Genomic DNA, 18,698 nt, shown 5'->3' on the forward strand with positions numbered 1-18,698 from the left:
CCAGAGCCGGCTACAATCCAACGCAATACTAAAGGGGCACAAACAGCTTAAAACCGCTGCCTCTGCCCCCTTTGCTACGGGTTTTCCGGGTCATTAATCCCGCTTGGTTTTGAGCACCTGTTTCAACGCAGCCAGCTCGTCGCGGAGTTTGGCGGCGGTGAGGAAATCAAGGTCCTTGGCAGCGGCTTCCATTTGCTTTTCGGTTTGCTTGATGAGCTTTTCCAGATCCACCTTATTCATCATCGATACCACCGGCTCGGCCGCAATGGCTAGAGCCGAGTCGGTATCGGGACCGGTGTACACTGTGCTGTCCTGGATGCGGTAATCCGATAAGGAGGTCTGGCCCATGATTTCGGCGTGACTCTTACGCACCGTGCGCGGCGTGATGCCGTGCTCCTGGTTGTAAGCCAGCTGGGTGGCGCGGCGGCGGTTGGTCTCGTCGATGGCGCGCTGCATGGAGCCGGTCATCCGGTCGGCGTACATAATCACCTTGCCCCGGTCGTTTCGGGCGGCGCGGCCCATCGTCTGAATCAGGCTGCGCTGGTCGCGCAGGAAGCCTTCCTTATCGGCATCGAGAATGGCTACAAGGCTCACTTCCGGTAAGTCAAGGCCTTCCCGGAGTAGGTTTACGCCGATGAGCACGTCGATTTCGCCGAGGCGTAGCTGGCGCAGAATTTCCACCCGGTCCAGGGTTTTCACATCGGAGTGCACGTAGCTGGATTTGATACCCAGGCGCTCCATGTACTTCTGCAGCTCCTCGGCCATGCGCTTGGTGAGCGTGGTCACCAGCACCCGGTCGCCCATTTTCACGCGGTTGTCCACCTCGTCCAGCAGGTCGTCAATCTGGTTAGTGCTGGGGCGCAGGTCGATTTCCGGATCGAGCAGCCCGGTGGGCCGGATGATCTGCTCCACGATGATACCGTTGGCCTGAGTAAGCTCGTAATCAGCCGGCGTGGCACTCACAAACACCGCCTGCCGGTACATGCTCTCGAACTCGTTGAACGTAAGCGGACGGTTATCGAAGGCGGAAGGCAAACGGAAGCCGTACTCGATGAGGGCCGTTTTGCGGCTCCGGTCGCCGCCCCACATGGCCCGGATCTGGGGCATGGTGGCGTGGCTTTCGTCCACTACCAGCAGGTAGTCGTTGGGGAAATAATCGAGCAGGCAGAAGGGCCGGCTGCCCGGTTCCCGGCCGTCGAAATAGCGCGAGTAGTTCTCAATGCCCGAACAGTAGCCCAGTTCCCGAATCATCTCCAGGTCGAACTCGGTGCGCTCCATGATGCGCTTGGCCTCCGAATCACGGCCCTCCTTCTCGAAGTAGGCGTGCTGCTGCACCAGATCAAACTGGATTTCCTTGATGGCCTGGTTAAGCGTGTCCTTGCCGGTCACGAACAAGTTGGCCGGGTACAGCGTCACCGATTTCTCATCGGCCAGCTTCTTGCCGCTCTGCGGGTCGATGCGGTGAATGGCCTCGATTTCGTCGCCGAAAAAGAACAGCCGGTAGGCGTAGTCGGCGTAGGCCGGGAAGATGTCCACCGTGTCGCCCTTCACTCGGAAGCTGCCCCGCGTGAACTCCACCTCAGTGCGCGAATACAGAATCTGCACGAACTGATAGAGCAGATTATTGCGCGAGTACCGCAGCCCGGGAGCCATGTAAATCACGTTTTTGCTGAACTCCTCGGGGTTGCCGATGCCGTAGATGCACGACACCGACGCAATAACAATGACGTCGCGGCGGCCCGAGAGCAGCGTGGAGGTGCAGTGCAGCCGCAGCTTCTCGATTTCCTGGTTGATGGCCAGATCCTTCTCGATGAATACGTCGGAACTGGCAATGTAGGCCTCGGGCTGGTAATAGTCGTAGTAGCTGATGTAGTACTCGACGGCATTATTGGGGAAGAACTGCTTGAACTCGCCGTAGAGCTGGGCGGCCAGGGTTTTATTGTGGCAGAGCACCAAGGCAGGCTTGCCGGTTTCGGCAATAACGTTGGCCATGGTGAAGGTTTTGCCGGTGCCAGTGGCCCCCAGCAGCACCTGGGCCGGCTCGCCGTTGTTCACACCCTCCACCAGTTGCCGAATGGCCTTCGGCTGGTCGCCGGTGGGTTGGAATTCCGAGGTCAGTTGATACTTCATGCAGCGGCAAGATAGGACTTGAAAAGGGTAGCCTATGATAACTGCAATCCGGGGCAGATGGTTCGGGGCGTTGCGGATAGAGCCTGCCTGATGAAGCAGTTCTTTCGTAGTCTTTTCTGCTGCCTATCCTGGGGCACCGCTTCCTCCAGTATCTTGCCGCGTCTTTTTATAACAGGATAGCAATTTGTATGATTCGACTTTTACGGGGCTTCTGGCTGGGATTATTGGTGTGGTTGAGCAGCGCGTGGTGTATGCCCGCTACGGCACAATCCCACACCCTATTTGTTCAGCCCGACGGCAGCCTCTGGGCTTGGGGCGACAACCAATTCGGACAGCTGGGTGATGGGACCACCCGCAACCGCCAGTTTCCGGTTCCCATACTCACCGGAGTTCAATGGCAGTCCATCAGCGTCGGCTACCGGCACTCGGCAGGTATCCGGCAGGATGGCACGCTGTGGATCTGGGGTAATAACGAGTATGGGCAGTTAGGCAACGGCACGGTAGTCGCCAAGTCAGCCCCCACCGAAATTATCCCGGGCTCCAGGTGGCAAAGTGTTGCCGCTTCCGCCACCGCCACCGTGGCCGTGCGCCAGGATGGTACCCTATGGGTGTGGGGAGACCAACAGCCCACGCCCAAACAATTTGGCACGCTGAGCACGTGGCAAACTGTAAGCGCCGGGGAAAGGCACTACTTGGCGCTCCAGCAGAACGGTACGCTCTGGACTTGGGGCAGCAACAGTAGCCGTCAGCTCGGCCACGAAACCTTGGCCAGCTCGGCGGTGCCGATACAGGTGAAGCCTGGCACTCTGTGGAAAAGCATAGATGCCGGAGGCAACCAATCGATAGGTATTCAGCAGAACGGCAGCCTCTGGCACTGGGGCAGCTTCGCACCGGGCGGTTACTCGGGCAATGCTACTCCCTACGAAATACAGCCTACTAAAAAATGGCTGCAGGCCAGCGCGGGAGAGTTCCACGTAGCCGCCGTGCAGGATAATGGGGCGTTATGGACCTGGGGCAACAATGAATTTGGGCAGCTTGGCAACGGCACCACGTTCATGCTCAGGTCCTACGACAATTATATATGGGAGAATAGCCACCAGGTGCATCCTGGCTCTATTTGGCAGTATGCCGTGGCCACAGGCCGGCATACTTTGGCTGTGCGCCAGGATGGCTCACTCTGGAGCTGGGGAACCAATACTGCCGGGCAGGTAGGTAGTGCAACGCTGTTTCCCGTTGCCCTCAGCACTGCTGGCCAAGTGCTTAATGCTACCTGGCGCAGCGTTAGCACCAGCAGCACCCACACAGTAGCCGTGCGACAGGACGGAACACTGTGGACCTGGGGCAACAACCAGCGCGGACAGCTTGGGGATGGCATCACCACTTCCCGGAGTGTACCTGTACAACTTGGTAACCTCACCAGTTGGCTCAGCGCCAGCGCGGGCCCCGGTTATACCGTGGCCATTCGCCAGGATGGCACGTTGTGGAGTTGGGGCAGTAATGAATTTGGCCAGCTCGGGAATGGCACCACTAAGGACCACCACCGGCCCCGGCAGATTGATTCTCTGACCCAGTGGCGCAGGTGGTGGAGCGTAAGCGCCGGCCCCGGCCACGTGGTGGCTCTTGAGGAAAAAGGCAGATTGTGGAGCTGGGGCAATAACGACCAGGGCCAATTGGGTACCGGCGACAAAATCCGTCGACTATTGCCTGTTTACCTGAGCAATGGCATTCTGCAGGCTTCTCCCGGACAAGGCTACACGGTGGCACTGGCGGAAGACGGTACCTTGCTCGGGTGTGGCCTAAACTCTTCCGGCCAGCTCGGCAATAATTCCACCACCTCGTTGCTAACGTTCAACCGCATCTACCTCCCCCAAGGCACGCCAGGTATCTGGAAAGAAGTGAAAGCGGGCAACCAGCACACCGTCGGCATCAGCAAAGATGGTAGCCTCTGGACCTGGGGTAACAACGCAACCGGGCAGCTAGGTACGGGGACCACCGCCAATTCCCTTATTCCCGCCCGTATTGGCACGGCTACCACCTGGCAAACCCTGGCGGCCGGCCCTACTCACTCGGCGGCGCTGCAGCAGGATGGCAGCCTCTGGGCCTGGGGTGATAACACCAACGGCCAGCTCGGCATGGGCAACACAGACCCGCTGTTGCAGCCCACGCGGGTACCTGGGGCTGGCCGATGGCAAACCCTGACCACTAACGCTTCCTCGGTCGGTATCCAGCAGAATGGTAGCCTCTGGACCTGGGGGAGCAACACACATGGGCAGTTGGGCAACGGCAGTACGACCAACCAGCTTGCTCCCCGCGCCATTGTCCAGCCTACCTGGCAACAGGTCAGCGCCGGCTACTCTTTCTCGGCCGGCCTACAGTCCGATGGCAGCCTCTGGACCTGGGGGAGCAACGACAATGGACAACTTGGCAACAGCACAACCATTGGCCACTCCTCTCCCACCCAGGTAGCGCCGGGCAGCAAATGGAAAACTATGGGCTGCGGCTGGGACCACATAGCTGCCATCCGCCAGGATGGTACCCTGTGGGGTTGGGGGCTGGCCTATATCGACTTCAACCATCAGCCCCGCGTGGTTCCCGCACTCGTCAGTGCCGACACCACTTGGCGAAGCGTAAGCACCGGCTATAGATATACGATGGCCATCCGGCGCGACGGCTCCCTGTGGGGTTGGGGCTACAATTCCTTTAGTGGCAATGTTCTACCAGGAGCCGCCTGGGCGCTGTTCTCCCCGGTTCCCGTAATGCCGGGCAGCAAGTGGAAAAGTGTGAGTGCCGGCCATGAGCATACGGCCGCCATTCGGGAAGATGGTACACTCTGGACCTGGGGCGAAAACCAGCATGGCCTGCTGGGCAATGGTGTTCTTGACCTATCCCAGTATGGACCCGTGCAGGTAGCGCCGGGCTCAAAGTGGAAAAGTGTGAGTGCTGGCACAGTGCATACAACGGCCATTCGGGAAGATGGCACGCTCTGGGCCTGGGGCAGCGTCTATTTCGACCTGCTGGGCACTGGTGCTCAGAAATACTCTATCGTACCCGTACAAATTGCGCCGGGCACTACCTGGCAAAGCGTGGTGACCGGCCGCGGGTACACCCTAGCAGTACGCCAGGATGGTACAAGCTGGGCCTGGGGGCTCAATGGGATTCACCAATTGGGGGATGGCACCGCTACTGACCGGCCGGCACCAGTGCAACTTTCCTCCCCAACCAACTGGGTCAGCTACGCGGCCGGCGGCAGCCATGCCCTGGTCATCCGTGCAGACGGTACGCTCTGGGCCTGGGGCAACAACCAGGTTGGCCAGCTTGGCCAGAGCCCGCTAGGCACAGTCCCCCTAATGCTCACACTGGGCAACCAAGTGCTAACCGCCACCCCGTCGGCAGTTGCTGCCGCCCCGGCCCTCGAAGCCCCACTCACCGCGTGGCCGGTACCGTTTGGCAGCACCGGTGTGCAGGTACAACTTCGTCCTTTGCAGCGTGGCCCGGCTATCATCAGCCTGCTGAATGCTACCGGCCGCGTGCTGTGGCAGCAGACATTATATATATCTGCTGCCACGACCCTGACGATACCTCAAACTGGCTCTTTGCCTTCTGGATTGTATCTACTCCGTTTGCAGCAAGGCACCCAACAATCGGTGCTGCGGATAGTTCGTGAATAAAATAAGCCTGCCACTTATCACAGTAGTTTCAGCAGTTATATGAAAGCCCGCCTCTAGTCACTGGAGGCGGGCTTTTTTGGTGGGCTTGGTCACTGCTACCGGGGGTCGCGCCAGATAAGAACCGGGTTGGTGGCTGTGGCGGTAAAGTCGGAGCAGCGGCCGTCACCATTGTTGGCGGGGCCGCCAGCGGCCGCGCAAATTACATTGCCACAGGTATCAAACAGGTAGCTGTAGTTGGTAGCGGGGCCGCCGGTAACCAGGTACACCGTCCGGTTTTGGTAAGTATACTGGGTTATTTCAGCGGCCGGTGTTTGCTTGGGCTTCTGCCGGAGCTGCTCCGTGAGAGTGGCTGAAAAGTCGCCGGGGCAAGTTGGGGCAGCATCTTCCAGGTAACTGGAACAGGAAGTAGCTCCCCCCAACAGGAGGAGCCACGACAACAGATGGATAGAAACGCGGTTCATGGGACTGGCGGCAAGTGAGCCACGACTATTGTACACCCGGCATAGGTTTGGGAGTTCCAAACTCTACACTGGCTTCTACGCCCAGGCTGTACGGGCGGCTTTGGTTAGCCACGCGCTGGCTGGGGTTGGCGTTGAGGGTTGTCAGATACGTTTCGGCGGCGGGGCCTACGGCCAAGCTCCAGCTGGCTGTTGCTGGCTGGTAGCGCACGCCTGCTCCCCCGCGCAGGGAAGTCAGCACCTGCCGGTACGGGGAGTCTGTTGATTTTGCGCTGTATGCCCGGGTAGCTTCCGGTGAGCCATCCAGCTCCGAGCGGCTGCTTAGCAGTACGCTCACTGCCGCGCCCACTTTGGCATAGAGCGAGAGACCGGCTTTATTGGAGCCGTAGCGCACCCCTACCGGTACGGCTGCTGTGCGGTAGTGGTAGGAGGTAGTGCGGGGCTGGGCCGGGGCGGCGTTGTAGGCAGCGGGCCGGCTGAAAATATCGGCGGCCTCCCGGCCTACCTGCTTGCCGTCAATAAAGCCATAGGTAGTAGCTGAGGTAGCCCGCTGTTCCGCCACTTCAGCCCCACCGGTCAGCGTCCAGTGCTTGTTGAGGGCGTAGGAAGCCGTGAGGGCGACGCATTGGCTGAGGCCGGCCCGCAGGTTGCGGCGGTATTCATCCTCGGCTTCATCCTGATAATAACTGCGCAGAGCCGTCGTAACGGGGTCGGCCTTCACGCGGCCGTCTGTGTGCGAGAAGTTGATGTTAGGGCTGAAGGAACCGGCAGCCAGGCTACCTCCCAGGCGCAGGCGCTTCCATAGCTTGGGAGTTTCTTTCTGCTCAGGCTCCACAGCAGCCAGCTCTTGCATTTGGGCCGGGGCCTGCGGTACAGCCAACAGAGCCGGCTTCAGCGTATCGGGGCGGCGCAGTCCCAAGTTGTTGCGCAGGTAGGCCGCCCGGGGCTCCATCAAGCTGAAGCCTGCGAAAAAGGCATTTTCTGCGGCGGGCGAATGACTGGCAAACAGGGTGGCGGCTCCGGCAGCATATTGCCGACTGCCCCTCCCCTCGTCAGATAGTTGCCCGGCATCATAGCCGCTACGCCCACCGGTTACCGATTCGTAAAGCCCAGCCAGCATCTGCCCAAGGCCGGAACGCTGGCCAGCCGGTGCGGTAGCACCTTCCGGCACCTGCTGGCTGCCCATGCCGTTTTCGGTAACAGAAGCTAAGCCGCCGGCCGCCGCAGCACCGCCCGAAGATGCCCCGGAAGCTACCGTTGCGCCAATGGCTGCGCCCTCGCCCAGACGGAAACCGGCACCATTTTCAGCCGAAGCGTTGGAGCCGGGCAGTGCAGCCGCCAGCTCCGGAGAAGAGTTCAGGCCACTATTGCCTAGGAAAGCCCAGCTACCGAAGCCCAGGGCCAGCAGCAGACATGCGGCAGCCACCCAGCGGTGCACTACCAGGCGGCGACGGTACGTAGTATTTTCCTGTACTACCTGCTCATGCTGCTGAATTACCAGCTCATGGTCGAGCTGGTCCCAGAGGCTGGCGCGCGGCGTCACCTCGGCTTCAGCGAATTTCTGCTGAAACAGGTGCTCCAGGTCGCCGGTAGGGCGCGGGGTGGGAGAATCAGGTGTATTAGGAGCGGAAGCTGCCATGGGAGCGGTGAGCGTCGAGACGTTCGATTTTACTTTTCAAAATGGCCCGGGCGCGGGAGTACTGCGACTTGCTAGTGCCTTCGGAGATGCCCAGCATGTCGCCAATTTCTTTGTGGCCATACCCTTCAATGGCAAACAGGTTGAACACCATGCGGTAGCGCGGAGCCAGTTCCTGAATCAGGTTCAGCAACTCCTCGAAGTTGTAATTCGAGAGCGTAAACTCTTCGCCCATCAGGTCCTCCGGGTATTCGCCCCCGTCGCTTACGGCTACCAGCGGGGCGTTGCGGCGGTGCTGGCGCAGGGCAGCATTTACCATGATACGGCGAATCCAGAATTCCAGCGGGCACTCCCGCCGGAAGCTGCCCAGGTTCTTAAATACCGTCAGAAAACCTTCCTGCAGCACATCCTCCGCCTCAAAAGTGGTTTGAGCGTAGCGCAGGCACACGGCCATCATGCGGCCGGCAAATCGTTCATAGAGGTATTTCTGCATCAGGCGGCTACCGGCGAGGCAACCGTCAATCAGCTCCAGGTCGGAAAGCTGGGAAGGCGGGGTGAGGGTACGCACAGGAGCGGATAACGACGAGGATAAGGACTCCGGGCGCGCAGCCGCGCCGTTGGGCAGCAGGCTACGCAGCCCACCTCCGCCCAACGTAGCCGAAAGGGCGCTCATCGGGCATTCCGGCCCTGGCGGGGTCCGGCTGTAAGACGCTCACCAGCGGTTTCCTCTGGCAGGAGGAGGCTTCCGCGCAAGTAAGAATGCTGCATATGCTGCGAAGTCAATAACTGAGGTATGTGCGCCCCAGCAGGAATAAAGGAGGGCAACGCCGATAAGAGTGCCGCCGGGTTGGCGGAGGTTGCATAGGCCCAGGCGTTTTTCATGAGCAGCAAGTTAATCCTTTCAGCAACAGTTTCTTCGGGTTATAATATTCCGGCTTTCGCAACCCGCACTGCATCCGGCATGTAGATACATGAGTCAACTATCTTCCTACCTAACCCCGCGTCCCGATGAAAACTCTTGTGCTGTTTTACTCCACCTATGGTCATGCCTACAAGCTGGCGGAAGCCGTAGCCGAAGGTGCCCGCCAGGTAGCCGATAATGAGGTGCTTGTGAAGCGCGTGCCCGAAACGCTGCCCAAAGAGCTGCTCGACCAGATAGGGGCCACGGAAGCGCAGAAGGCATTCGGCCACGTTCCGGTGGTAACGGTGGATGAGCTGAAGGAATATGATGCTATTGTGGTGGGGGTACCCACGCGCTACGGTAACATGTGCGGCCAGATGCAGGCTTTCTGGGACAGCACAGGTGGCCTGTGGGCGCAGGGGGCGCTGGTAGGCAAGGTCGGCGGCGCGTTCGTCAGCACGGCCACCCAGCACGGCGGTCAGGAAACCACCATCCGGGCGGTGCATACTATGCTGCTGCACCATGGTTTTGTGCTGGTAGGCCTGCCCTATGCCTGGCAGGGCCAGATGGGTCACCACGAAGTAACCGGCGGCACGCCCTACGGTGCCAGCACCGTGGCCGGTGGCCAGGGCGAGCGGCAGCCCAGTGCCAATGAATTGGAAGGAGCCGTGTTCCAGGGCCGCCACACTGCCGAAATTGCCAAGAAACTGGCGGTGAAATAAGCAAGACAAAGCGAAAAAGTAAAAGCGCTTACGTAGCCTATGTTGGGCCTCGTAAGCGCTTTTACTTTTTCGCTTTGTCTTGCCTTAAAGCAGATTATACGCCTTGATGAGGGCATTGAACGAGTCACGGTAGGTGTCGCCGATGGGCAGGAGGCGCCCAGCGACCTGCACTTTGCCCCGCTCTACGTGCTCAATACGGCTCAGGGCCACCAGAAAGGACTTGTGAATGCGGGCAAACCGGTCTGGCGGCAGCACTTCCTCCACCCGCCGGAATGACTGTAGCGTGAGCACTTTGCCGGTAGCAGTGTAAATCATCAGGTACTCCTTCATGCCCTCGATGTAGAGGATATCATCGAACGCCACGCGCTGGAGGCGGTGGTCGTTCTTCACGAACATGGCGTCCGGGGCCGTGGGCGTGACATCTGCGGGGGCTACTACTGCCGGCGGTGTCGGCGTGGTAGCGGGCTGGAGTTGCTGGCGAACTTTCTGCACGGCCTGCACAAACCGCTCGAAAGCAATGGGTTTGAGTAGATAGTCGGAAGCGTTGAGTTCGTAGCTGCGCACGGCATACTGGTCGTAGGCAGTAGTGAAGATGATGCGTGGGCCGGGCTGGGGCAGCAGCTGGGCCAACTGCACGCCCGTGAGCCGGGGCATATGAATATCCAGAAACACCACGTCCACGGGATTATCCTGCAGAAAGGCCAGGCCCGCCAACGCGTCATCAAACTGCCCTTTCAGCTCCAGGCCGGGCACCTGAGCGCAGTAATCGGCCAGCAGGTCGAGGGCCAGGGGTTCGTCGTCGAGGATAGCACAGGTCATCGGTGAAATAGTGAGGTAGTGAGTTGACGAGGCAGGGGTGGGAAACGAAGGCGGGCAAATATAAAGGAGGGCAAATATAGAAGGTCATTCCTCGCGTTGCCTGGCATGACCTTTCGCCTCTAAATCCGCCTACCCTCAAGCTACTGCAGCAGCACTAGTGTAACCAGGTGCTGGCCAGGGGGCGTTTGCACGTCGAGGGCATAGCGGCCGGGGTAGAGCAGCTCCAAGCGGCGGTGCAGGTTCACGAGGCCCACGCCGCCAGGCTGTTTGGGCAGCTCCCGCTCGGCATCGGCGGGGGCTACGTGGTTGAGCACTGAGAAGCGCAACAGCCCATCGGAAGCCAGCAGCAGGGAAATGTGCACGGCCACGGGCCGGGCCGTGAGGTCGCCGTGCTTGAAAGCATTTTCCACCAGTGGCAGCAGCAGCAGCGGCGCAATGGGGTGGGCGCAGTCGGGTGAGGTCCCTTCCACCTCAAACCGGATGGCCTCCTGCGCGGAAGCCGACAGCCGCAGCCGCTGCAGGTCCAGGAAACTACTCAAATGGGCCACTTCCCGGCTCAGCGGTACAGTGTCGGTGCTGCTTTCGTAGAGCAGGTAGCGCATGATTTCGGCCAGGCGCAGCACGGCCTCCGGGGCCTTATCCGACTTGCGACTGGTGAGGGAGTAGATGTTGTTGAGGGTGTTGAACAGGAAGTGCGGGTTGATCTGGGTTTTGAGCATGGCCAGCTCCGTCAGCAGCTGCTGGCGCTCCATTTCGCGTCGGTTCCGCTGACCCCGGATATAGTCGCCGGTGACGCGCAGGGCCGAGCTGCTGCCGATGATGAACACGCCCACAATCCCCGAGCTGAGGATGCGCATCCAGACTTCCGGCGCATCGGGGCCTGCCTTCCGGCCGCTTACCACCGTAGTAACCGACTTTTTGCCCGGCCGGGAAGTGGTGACGCGGTAGGCCGAAATCTGCACGCCTTTGCGAGTGGTTTGCGTGGTTACCCAGCCGATGAGGGCGGCGTAAGGCAGCACCAACAGGGCCGCCAGCAGCACGTACTGCACCACCCGCGCCCGGCCCAGGGTGCGCGGAATCAGCCAGCTCCAGGTGAGGTAGAACAAGGCGGCGGCGCAGGCATCTTCCAGCAGCAGGCGGCCCAGCATCGGCAGCAGCGGCTGCCACTCGGCCGGGGTGGCCGGGAAGCGGGGCAGCAGGGAAATGACGTTACCCAGCTTCAGCGCGTCCAGCACCAGCAGCCACAGCCCCAGCAGCACGTGCACCCAGCGCGGCACCGGCGTCACTTCGGCCGCCGCCGACCAGGTAGCGGGCCGCAGCAACGGCCGCAGGCGGGCCCGCCACCCCCGCCGGGAAGCAGCAGAATCTTTCAGGGCGGGCGCAACCAGGGGCTCGGACAAAACTTCCATCTTCGAAAATACCATGAATCAGGCCCAAAATCGGACTTTTTTCAATGAACACCACCGCCCGCGCCGCCAACGCCCCGGCGCGTCGGGTAAACGCTGAGGAGGCGGATAAAGGCCCCCAAAAACGGGTTTGCGCGGGGAAAACCGTCGTTTCGGGGCGGGGCTGGTGGGTTGGTTGAATTGGGCAGCCCGCCGGAAAGCGGGTCGCTACGTTTGCTCCCGTCCTCACTGTCTTTCTGCGCTATGAACTCAGCATCCCTCCCCCTCCTGGAAACCCGGAACCTCAGTTTCCGCTTCGGCTCCCGCCCCATTCTGCACGAGGTGAACCTACGGGTGGAGCCGGGCAGCATCTACGGCTTTCTGGGGCCGAACGGGGCCGGCAAAAGCACCACCATGCGGCTGCTGCTGGGCCTGCTGCGGTCGGCCGCCGGCTCCATCCATCTGTTCGGGCATGATCTGGCGCAGCACCGGGTGGCCTTGCTGAACCGGGTGGGCGCGCTCATCGAAAACCCTTCGCTCTACGACCACCTCAGCGGCCGGGAAAACGTGGAAGCCACCCGCCGGCTGCGGGGCGTACCGGCTCACCGCACCGCCGAGGTACTGGCCCTGGTTGGCCTTACCGACAATGCTCACCGCGCGGCCCGCGAGTATTCCCTGGGCATGCGGCAGCGGCTGGGCCTGGCCATTGCCTTGCTCTCCGACCCCGACCTGCTGCTGCTGGATGAGCCCACCAACGGCCTCGACCCGAGTGGTATTATGGAGATGCGCGAGTTGCTGACGCGCCTGCGCCAGGAGCACGGCAAAACCATCGTGGTCAGCAGCCACCTCATCAATGAAATTGAGAAAGTAGCCACCCACGTCGGCGTGATTCAGCAGGGGCGGCTGGTGTTCCAGGGCAGCCTGCCCGATTTGCAGCGGCTGCAAACCGGCCGCGCCCGGCTGGTACTGGAAACCGAGGATGCCGACCGGTGCCGCAACCTGCTGCCACGTCTGCTGGCCGGGGCTACCGTACCTGCGGCCGGTACGCTCTGGCTGCCCTGGCTGAATAAAGAGCATTCGGCGGAGGTAGCGGCCGCGCTGGTAGCCGCCGGGCAGCCGCTCTTCGGCCTGCGCCTAGAGCAGCCCAGCCTGGAAGATACCTTCCTCCACCTCACCGAGGTAAAAGAACTGGTGTAAGCATCCCTGCTGCCTCCTTTTCGACCGTCAATTCTCCTCTTGTTCTCTGTTATGGAAGCTGTCCTTACGCCCGATTTCCTGACGCTGCCCGCCGCGCCCGCGCCGCTCACCCAGTTCCGCCGCACCCTTTCGGCCGATGTGCTGAAGCTACGCCGCACCGCTGCCCTACGCCTGACGCTGCTCAGCGGCCTGTTCCCCGTACTCATTGCCTTCCTAATTTTCTTTTTCAAGGGCGACATTATCATGAAGGCCGGCGGCAGCCCGTGGCCCCGCTTCATTATGGCGGCCTGGCAAACGGCCGGCACACTGCTGCTGCCGCTGTTTGTGGTGCTGCTCACGAGCCTAGTGGTAAATGTGGAAACCAAGGCCACCGCCTGGAAGCATCTGTATGCGCAGCCGGTAGGCCGGGGGGCGGTATTCGGCTCCAAGCTGCTGCTGCTACTGGCCCTGAACGCCGTGGCTTTGCTGCTGTTTGTGGCCCTGCTACTGGGCGCCGGATTCCTGCTGGGCATAGTGCGGCCTAAGCTGGGGTTTCAGCTGCACGCGGTGCCGCTTACCCCGGTGCTCTGGATGCTGGGCCGCACCTACGTGGCCACGCTGGGGCTGCTGGCGGTGCAGTACATCGTGAGTTTGCTGTGGCGCTCCTTTGTGGTGCCGGTGGGCGTGGGCATGGGCGCGGTAGTGGCCACCATTGCCCTGCTAAGCTGGGAGCATGTGGACAAGATTCCGTACGCTGCGCCGCTGGGCACGTCGGCTTCACTGAAAATGACCAAGGCCGGCGTGCTGGAAACCGCGCACGAGCTGGCAAAGCACGAGTGGTATTCGCTGGGCTGGTTTGCCGGCGCGCTGCTGCTGGGCTACTTGGTGCTATACCGCCGCAACGTCACCAACTGATTCGCGCCCTTTACTACTCCGCCACCCGGAGACACACTTCGAGACTGGTTTTCAACTGCTCGGTCAATTTTCCTTTCTGCCCTGCTCCCATTTCCCTCTCTTTGCAACTCCTCTCCTATCATATCCGATGAAACACGTTACCCTTCCCCTGCTGCTGACGGGCCTGCTCACGGCTCCGGTTCTGGCTCAAACCACGCCGCCCGCCGGGGCTCCGGCAGCAGGGCAGCGCCCGGCCGGCATGCCGGCTCAGCCGGCCGCAACGGCCAAACCGGTACTGTCTAACACCGCTAAAGGCTCCGGCCGTCTCGAAGGCACCGTGCTCGACGCGGCCACCAAAAAACCGGTGGAGTTTGCCACTATCACGCTGCTGCCCCTGAGTGGCAACACCCCGCTGGATGGCGGCGTGTGCGACGAGCGGGGCCGCTTTAAGCTGCAGGGGCTGGCCGCCGGCGAGTTCCGGCTGCAGATCAGCTTTATCGGGTACGCCACCCAGACGCGCAACGTGACCATTGGCGCGGGCCTGACTACCGTGCCCACCGTAAGCCTGGAATCGTCGGCCCAGAAGCTGGGGGAAGTGACGGTAACCGGCGAGCGGGACGTCATCGAAACCAAGCCGGACCGCATTGTGTACAACGCCGAGAAGGACATTACCAACAGCGGCGGCACGGCGGCCGATGTGCTGCGCAAAGTGCCCCTGGTGAACGTGGACCCCGAAGGCAACGTGGAGCTGCGCGGGACCAGCAACGTGCGGGTGCTCATCAACAACAAGCCCTCGGGCGTGGTGGCCTCCTCGGTGGCCGATGCCATGAAACAGATTCCCGCCGACCAGATCAAGAGCGTGGAGGTAATTACCACGCCCTCGGCCAAGTACGATGGCGAAGGCACGGGCGGCATTATCAACATCATTCTGAAGAAGAACAACCTGGAGGGTCTCAATGGCTCGGTAGGACTGGCAGCCGGTACGCGTAGCTCCAACGGCAACGCCTCGCTCAATTACCGCAAGGGAAAGGTAGGCCTGAGCAGCTCTATGAGCGGCTTTGCTTTCTACAGCCCCAACCGCAACGACCTTACGCGCTACCTTAAAGACGGCAGCGGCAACGAGCGGCTGGCCCTGGAGCAACAGGGCGACGGCAATACGCTGGGCGGCGGCGGCTTCGGCCGGCTAGGGCTGGATTACGACCCGGCCCAGTACCACAACCTCACCCTGAACGTGCAGGGCAATCTGTTCCGCAACAGCGGCAACTACGGGCAGTTTAACAACCTGCTGCTGCCCGTGGCCGATGAGTTTACCCGTGATACAGACCGGCGCTTCCGCACCCAGAGCTATGACGTGAACGGCTCCTACACCCGCACGTTTGAGCAGAAGCGCCGCGAGTGGAGCGTGCTGGCCCAGCATACCCGCAACCGTAACGTGCAGGCTTACTACCTCGACCAGTTTGCGGGCCGCACCACCGAAAACTTCGCCAAAGATTACCGCGAAGAAAGCGACAACCTCTCCCGCAACCTCGAAACCACCCTCCAGACCGATTACGCCCATCCGTTTTCAGAAACCGCGTTGCTCGAAACCGGGGCCAAGGCCATCCTGCGCCGCGTGAGCAGTGACTACGACGTATTCACGAGCCCTAGTACCGGCAGCAACATCGACCCGGTATTCAACCCGGACCGCTCCAACCTGTTCGACTACAACCAGGATGTGCTGGCGGCGTATGGCACCTACGGCTTCTCGGCCTCGAAAAAGGTGAGCTTCAAGCTGGGCGCCCGAGCGGAAAATACGCGCATCACCGGCAGCTTCCAGCAGCAACAGAGCGACAACTCCAGCGTGAAGCAGAACTACCTGAGCGTACTGCCGAACCTGAGCCTGAGCTACCAGCCCCAGAACCCCAAAAAGCCGGGCCAGACGCTGCGCATAGCCTATTCGAAACGCATCCAACGGCCCCAGATTTTCTACCTGAACCCCTTCCGCAACTCCTCCGATTCGCTGAACGTGAGCTTTGGTAATCCGGAGCTGGAACCAGAGCTGACCGACAGCTACGAAATCAACTACACCACCTTCATCAAAGGTTCGGTGCTGAACCTGAGCGCCTACGCCCGCCGCACCGGCAACGCCATTGAGGCCGTGCGCTATATTGACCGCAACGGCGTAAACGTGCAGACGTTCAGCAACATCGGCCGCAACGCCACGTTTGGCACGAGCCTGTTCACCTCGGTAAAACCCATTCCGAAGTGGGACGTGAGCGGTAACCTGAACGTGTACTATGTGTCGCTGAAAAGCCCGGCCCTGAGCTTCGAAGACGGGTCCATCAACACGGCCGCATATTCCAACAGCGGGGTGATGTACAACCTGAACCTGAACTCCAGCTACAAATTCGAGAAGGGCCTGAGCCTGCAGTTCTTCGGGGGCCTCAACTCACCGCGCGTGCAGCTGCAGGGCAAGCAGGCAGCCTGGACGTTTTACTCGCTGGGTCTGCGCAAAAACCTGCTCAAGGATAAAGCCGACCTGACGCTGAACGCCGACAACTTCCTCTCGGCCACCCGCAACCTGCGCTCCACCCTCGACACTGACCAGTTCCGGCAGGAAAGCAACAACTATATCTACCTGCGCGGGGTGCGCTTGGCCTTCAACTACCGCTTCGGCAAAGTAACCCAGCAAGCCCCCAAACGCCGCCGTAGCATCCAGAACGACGACGTGAAGCAAGGCAGCGACGGCCAGCAGCAGGGGAATTAAAAATTGAGAATTAAGAAGTAAAAATGAGCCGTTGGACGGTCCGGTAACGGATTCATCCAACGGCTCATTTTTACTTCTTAATTCTCAATTTTTAATTGATTTCAGAGCTTTCCATGGTACCGCAGCAGCTCCAGAAACGCCTCCCGGTAGGTTTCCCCGATGGGCAGACTGGCGCCGTGCACCTGCACGCGGTGGCGCTCCACAAACTCCAGGTGGCGCAGGTTGATGAGGTAGGATTTGTGGATGCGCACGAAGCGGCCGGTAGGCAGCAGCTCCTCCAGCCGCCGAAACGACTGCAGCGTCAGGATTTTGCCGGTGGCGGTGTAATACATCAGGTATTCCTTCTGGCCTTCCACGTAATACATATCATCCACCAATACCCGGCGCAGGCGGTTATCATGGCGTACAAACAGGGCTTCATCGGCAGTAGCGGCCGGGTCCGGCGCTTCGGTGGGCGCATTGGCCGTAACGGGCTGATGTAGCGCGGCCCGGGCGCGGTGCGCTGCCTGCACAAACCGCTCGAAGGAAATGGGTTTGAGCAGATAATCGAGAGCCGGCAGTTCGTAGCTCTGCACGGCGTAATCGGGGTGGGCGGTGGTGAAGATGATGCGGGGCCCCGGGGCCGGCAGCAGCTGCGCCAGCTGTAGGCCGGTGAGCCGCGGCATCTGAATATCCAGAAATACCACGTCTACAGGGGTATCCTGCAGGAAAGCCACGGCCGTCAGAGCATCATGAAACTGCCCCAGCAGCTCCAGAAACGGCACCTGGGCGCAGTAATCGGCCAGCACTTTCAGCGCCAGCGGCTCATCATCCACCACCACGCAGCTTAGCGGACGACGCGTAACGGATGGTTCCATCAAGCAAAGGGATTTAGATAAAACAGGAGAAAAGGTGGCGACCCGGCTGTATGAACGGTACACCAGACCTGCCAGAGCCGCTTGCCCGCAACAAAGTTCGATACGCAGTCAATACGCAAATCTGCCGAGCTAACTATTATCGGCGGTACTACTTTACCCACCCGATATCTGCAAAGAAAGCCGGGCAGCATATTCTTCGGCGTTGGCGGTGATGGCCAGCGTATGGCGGCCAGGGTACAGCAGGGCCAACCGGCGGCGCAAGTTGACCAGCCCTACGCCGCCGGGGTCGGCTGCTTCCGGCGCCACCCGGTTGCGCACCAGAAAATGTAGTTGCCCGTCCTCGGTAAGGCGTAGGGAGAGGCGCACTACGTGGGGCCGGGCCGTGAGGTCGCCGTGCTTGAAGGCATTTTCCACCAGCGGCAGCAGCAGCATGGGCGGCAGGCGGCACACATGCTCGGCCCCGGGCGGCAGCAGCACCGTGAACTGAATAGCTTCATCGGCATCATCGGTGGGCAGGCGCAGGTGTTGCAGCGTCAGGAAGCTCTGCAAATGCCCGATTTCCCGAGATAGTGGTACCAGGTCGTCGGCACTGTCATACAACTGGTAGCGCATTAGCTCGGCCAGACGGAGTACCGCTTCCGGAGCCTGCGGAGAGCCATTGAGCGTGAGGGAGTAGATGTTGTTGAGTGTATTAAACAGAAAGTGCGGATGCAGCTGGGTTTTGAGCAGCTCCAGTTCCGTCCGCAGATGCTGTTTTTCCAGCTCCTGCCGGTTGTCGCGCTCCTGCAGGTAGTCACCGGCCAGCCGCACAAAAAAGCTCAGCAGCAAAATCAGCCCGCCCAGCAGAAAGTAGTAGGACTGCAGCACCTGCACGTAATAGGCCAACGGCTGCGATACGCCCTGCACCTTCACCTCGTCAAAATAGTAGCTGACCCCGATGCGCAGGCCACAGAAGGCGGCCAGCCCGGCTACCAATACCAGCAGGTACAGGCCCAGCTGCCGCCGGGCAAATAGCCGGGGCATGAGCAGCCAGTTCAGATAAAACAGGCCCGAATCGAGAATATCGGTGGTTATGGCCAGCGGCCAGAAATTATCCTTGAGCGGTGGTATCAGTACGCCTTGGCGCAGCAGCCACCCCTGCACATCGAAATACAGCAGCAGCCCTACCCAGGCCATATGCGACCAGGGCAGACGCCTGAGAAAGGAAGGAAGCTGAAAAGCCGGCCGGGGGCGGCGCGGCACGAAAGAAGGCGCGGGCATACAGAGCAAAACGACCGGCAACTACTATCCGGCAGCTCAAAGTACC

Annotated in this window: 13 protein-coding genes; 5 read left to right on the plus strand and 8 right to left on the minus strand. The window is 60.8% G+C overall.

The features are described from left to right. Window positions 1-93: 93 nt before the first annotated feature. A complete protein-coding gene (uvrB, locus tag HSW_RS19055) occupies window positions 94-2,130 on the minus strand; it encodes an excinuclease ABC subunit UvrB (protein ID WP_044003299.1) in 2,037 nt (678 codons plus the stop codon). Between the two features lie 188 nt (window positions 2,131-2,318). Here uvrB and HSW_RS23115 point away from each other — a divergent pair, with 188 nt between their 5' ends. Next, window positions 2,319-5,798: an RCC1 domain-containing protein gene (locus tag HSW_RS23115; RefSeq protein WP_081768497.1), complete on the plus strand. Its 3,480-nt coding sequence runs from the start codon at window positions 2,319-2,321 to the stop codon at window positions 5,796-5,798. A gap of 95 nt (window positions 5,799-5,893) precedes the next feature. Here the strand turns inward: HSW_RS23115 and HSW_RS19065 are convergent, their stop codons facing one another. From HSW_RS19065 to HSW_RS19075, 3 genes are read right to left on the minus strand one after another with little or no spacing between them, the layout of a single operon-like run. Then, window positions 5,894-6,259, minus strand: coding sequence for a DUF6970 domain-containing protein (locus tag HSW_RS19065; RefSeq protein WP_155833061.1), 366 nt, complete (start codon window positions 6,257-6,259; stop codon window positions 5,894-5,896). Between the two features lie 25 nt (window positions 6,260-6,284). Next, window positions 6,285-7,895: an outer membrane beta-barrel protein gene (locus HSW_RS19070; RefSeq protein ID WP_044003300.1), complete on the minus strand. Its 1,611-nt coding sequence runs from the start codon at window positions 7,893-7,895 to the stop codon at window positions 6,285-6,287. Beyond that, the gene (locus HSW_RS19075) at window positions 7,876-8,565 is read right to left on the minus strand and encodes an RNA polymerase sigma factor (RefSeq protein ID WP_052346621.1); all 690 of its coding nucleotides are present in this window, start codon (window positions 8,563-8,565) and stop codon (window positions 7,876-7,878) included. The genes HSW_RS19070 and HSW_RS19075 overlap by 20 nt, the downstream gene beginning before the upstream one ends. A gap of 335 nt (window positions 8,566-8,900) precedes the next feature. On the opposite strand from HSW_RS19075, the gene wrbA reads away from it, so the two are divergent. Next, window positions 8,901-9,515 carry an NAD(P)H:quinone oxidoreductase gene (gene wrbA, locus HSW_RS19080; protein WP_044003303.1) on the plus strand — a complete coding sequence of 205 codons (615 nt, stop codon included), beginning with the start codon at window positions 8,901-8,903 and terminating at the stop codon, window positions 9,513-9,515. Window positions 9,516-9,599: 84 nt separating this feature from the next. Here wrbA and HSW_RS19085 read toward each other — a convergent pair whose 3' ends face one another. Both HSW_RS19085 and HSW_RS23120 read right to left on the minus strand, forming a co-directional pair. Next, window positions 9,600-10,334 (minus strand): LytR/AlgR family response regulator transcription factor, encoded by a 735-nt coding sequence (locus HSW_RS19085; RefSeq protein ID WP_044003304.1) that lies wholly within the window; start codon window positions 10,332-10,334, stop codon window positions 9,600-9,602. A 140-nt stretch (window positions 10,335-10,474) separates the two neighbouring features. Further along, window positions 10,475-11,743: a sensor histidine kinase gene (locus HSW_RS23120; protein WP_052346622.1), complete on the minus strand. Its 1,269-nt coding sequence runs from the start codon at window positions 11,741-11,743 to the stop codon at window positions 10,475-10,477. Window positions 11,744-11,983: 240 nt separating this feature from the next. Here HSW_RS23120 and HSW_RS19095 point away from each other — a divergent pair, with 240 nt between their 5' ends. The 3 genes from HSW_RS19095 to HSW_RS19105 all read left to right on the plus strand — a co-directional run bounded on the left by HSW_RS19095 (window position 11,984) and on the right by HSW_RS19105 (window position 16,535). Further along, the gene (locus HSW_RS19095) at window positions 11,984-12,916 is read left to right on the plus strand and encodes an ABC transporter ATP-binding protein (RefSeq protein WP_044003305.1); all 933 of its coding nucleotides are present in this window, start codon (window positions 11,984-11,986) and stop codon (window positions 12,914-12,916) included. Window positions 12,917-12,967: 51 nt separating this feature from the next. Next, window positions 12,968-13,810 carry an ABC transporter permease gene (locus HSW_RS19100; RefSeq protein WP_044003306.1) on the plus strand — a complete coding sequence of 281 codons (843 nt, stop codon included), beginning with the start codon at window positions 12,968-12,970 and terminating at the stop codon, window positions 13,808-13,810. A 127-nt stretch (window positions 13,811-13,937) separates the two neighbouring features. Continuing rightward, on the plus strand, window positions 13,938-16,535 hold the full coding sequence (locus HSW_RS19105) for a TonB-dependent receptor domain-containing protein (RefSeq protein WP_044003307.1): 2,598 nt from the start codon (window positions 13,938-13,940) through the stop codon (window positions 16,533-16,535). Between the two features lie 101 nt (window positions 16,536-16,636). Here HSW_RS19105 and HSW_RS19110 read toward each other — a convergent pair whose 3' ends face one another. Beyond that, the gene (locus HSW_RS19110; protein WP_044003308.1) at window positions 16,637-17,392 is read right to left on the minus strand and encodes a LytR/AlgR family response regulator transcription factor; all 756 of its coding nucleotides are present in this window, start codon (window positions 17,390-17,392) and stop codon (window positions 16,637-16,639) included. 153 nt (window positions 17,393-17,545) lie between these two features. After that, a complete protein-coding gene (locus HSW_RS19115) occupies window positions 17,546-18,652 on the minus strand; it encodes a sensor histidine kinase (RefSeq protein WP_081768499.1) in 1,107 nt (368 codons plus the stop codon). Window positions 18,653-18,698: the final 46 nt, after the last annotated feature.

This window comes from Hymenobacter swuensis DY53 (assembly GCF_000576555.1).
GTDB lineage: Bacteria > Bacteroidota > Bacteroidia > Cytophagales > Hymenobacteraceae > Hymenobacter > Hymenobacter swuensis.

Coding starts and splice junctions, on each gene's coding strand:
- HSW_RS19085 (WP_044003304.1), bottom strand. CDS start 10,334: ATGACCTGTGCTATCCTCGACGACGAACCCCTGGCCCTCGACCTGCTG.
- HSW_RS19095 (WP_044003305.1), top strand. CDS start 11,984: ATGAACTCAGCATCCCTCCCCCTCCTGGAAACCCGGAACCTCAGTTTC.
- HSW_RS23120 (WP_052346622.1), bottom strand. CDS start 11,743: ATGGAAGTTTTGTCCGAGCCCCTGGTTGCGCCCGCCCTGAAAGATTCT.
- HSW_RS19115 (WP_081768499.1), bottom strand. CDS start 18,652: ATGCCCGCGCCTTCTTTCGTGCCGCGCCGCCCCCGGCCGGCTTTTCAG.
- HSW_RS19105 (WP_044003307.1), top strand. CDS start 13,938: ATGAAACACGTTACCCTTCCCCTGCTGCTGACGGGCCTGCTCACGGCT.
- HSW_RS19065 (WP_155833061.1), bottom strand. CDS start 6,259: ATGAACCGCGTTTCTATCCATCTGTTGTCGTGGCTCCTCCTGTTGGGG.
- HSW_RS23115 (WP_081768497.1), top strand. CDS start 2,319: ATGATTCGACTTTTACGGGGCTTCTGGCTGGGATTATTGGTGTGGTTG.
- HSW_RS19075 (WP_052346621.1), bottom strand. CDS start 8,565: ATGAGCGCCCTTTCGGCTACGTTGGGCGGAGGTGGGCTGCGTAGCCTG.
- HSW_RS19100 (WP_044003306.1), top strand. CDS start 12,968: ATGGAAGCTGTCCTTACGCCCGATTTCCTGACGCTGCCCGCCGCGCCC.
- wrbA (WP_044003303.1), top strand. CDS start 8,901: ATGAAAACTCTTGTGCTGTTTTACTCCACCTATGGTCATGCCTACAAG.
- uvrB (WP_044003299.1), bottom strand. CDS start 2,130: ATGAAGTATCAACTGACCTCGGAATTCCAACCCACCGGCGACCAGCCG.
- HSW_RS19110 (WP_044003308.1), bottom strand. CDS start 17,392: ATGGAACCATCCGTTACGCGTCGTCCGCTAAGCTGCGTGGTGGTGGAT.
- HSW_RS19070 (WP_044003300.1), bottom strand. CDS start 7,895: ATGGCAGCTTCCGCTCCTAATACACCTGATTCTCCCACCCCGCGCCCT.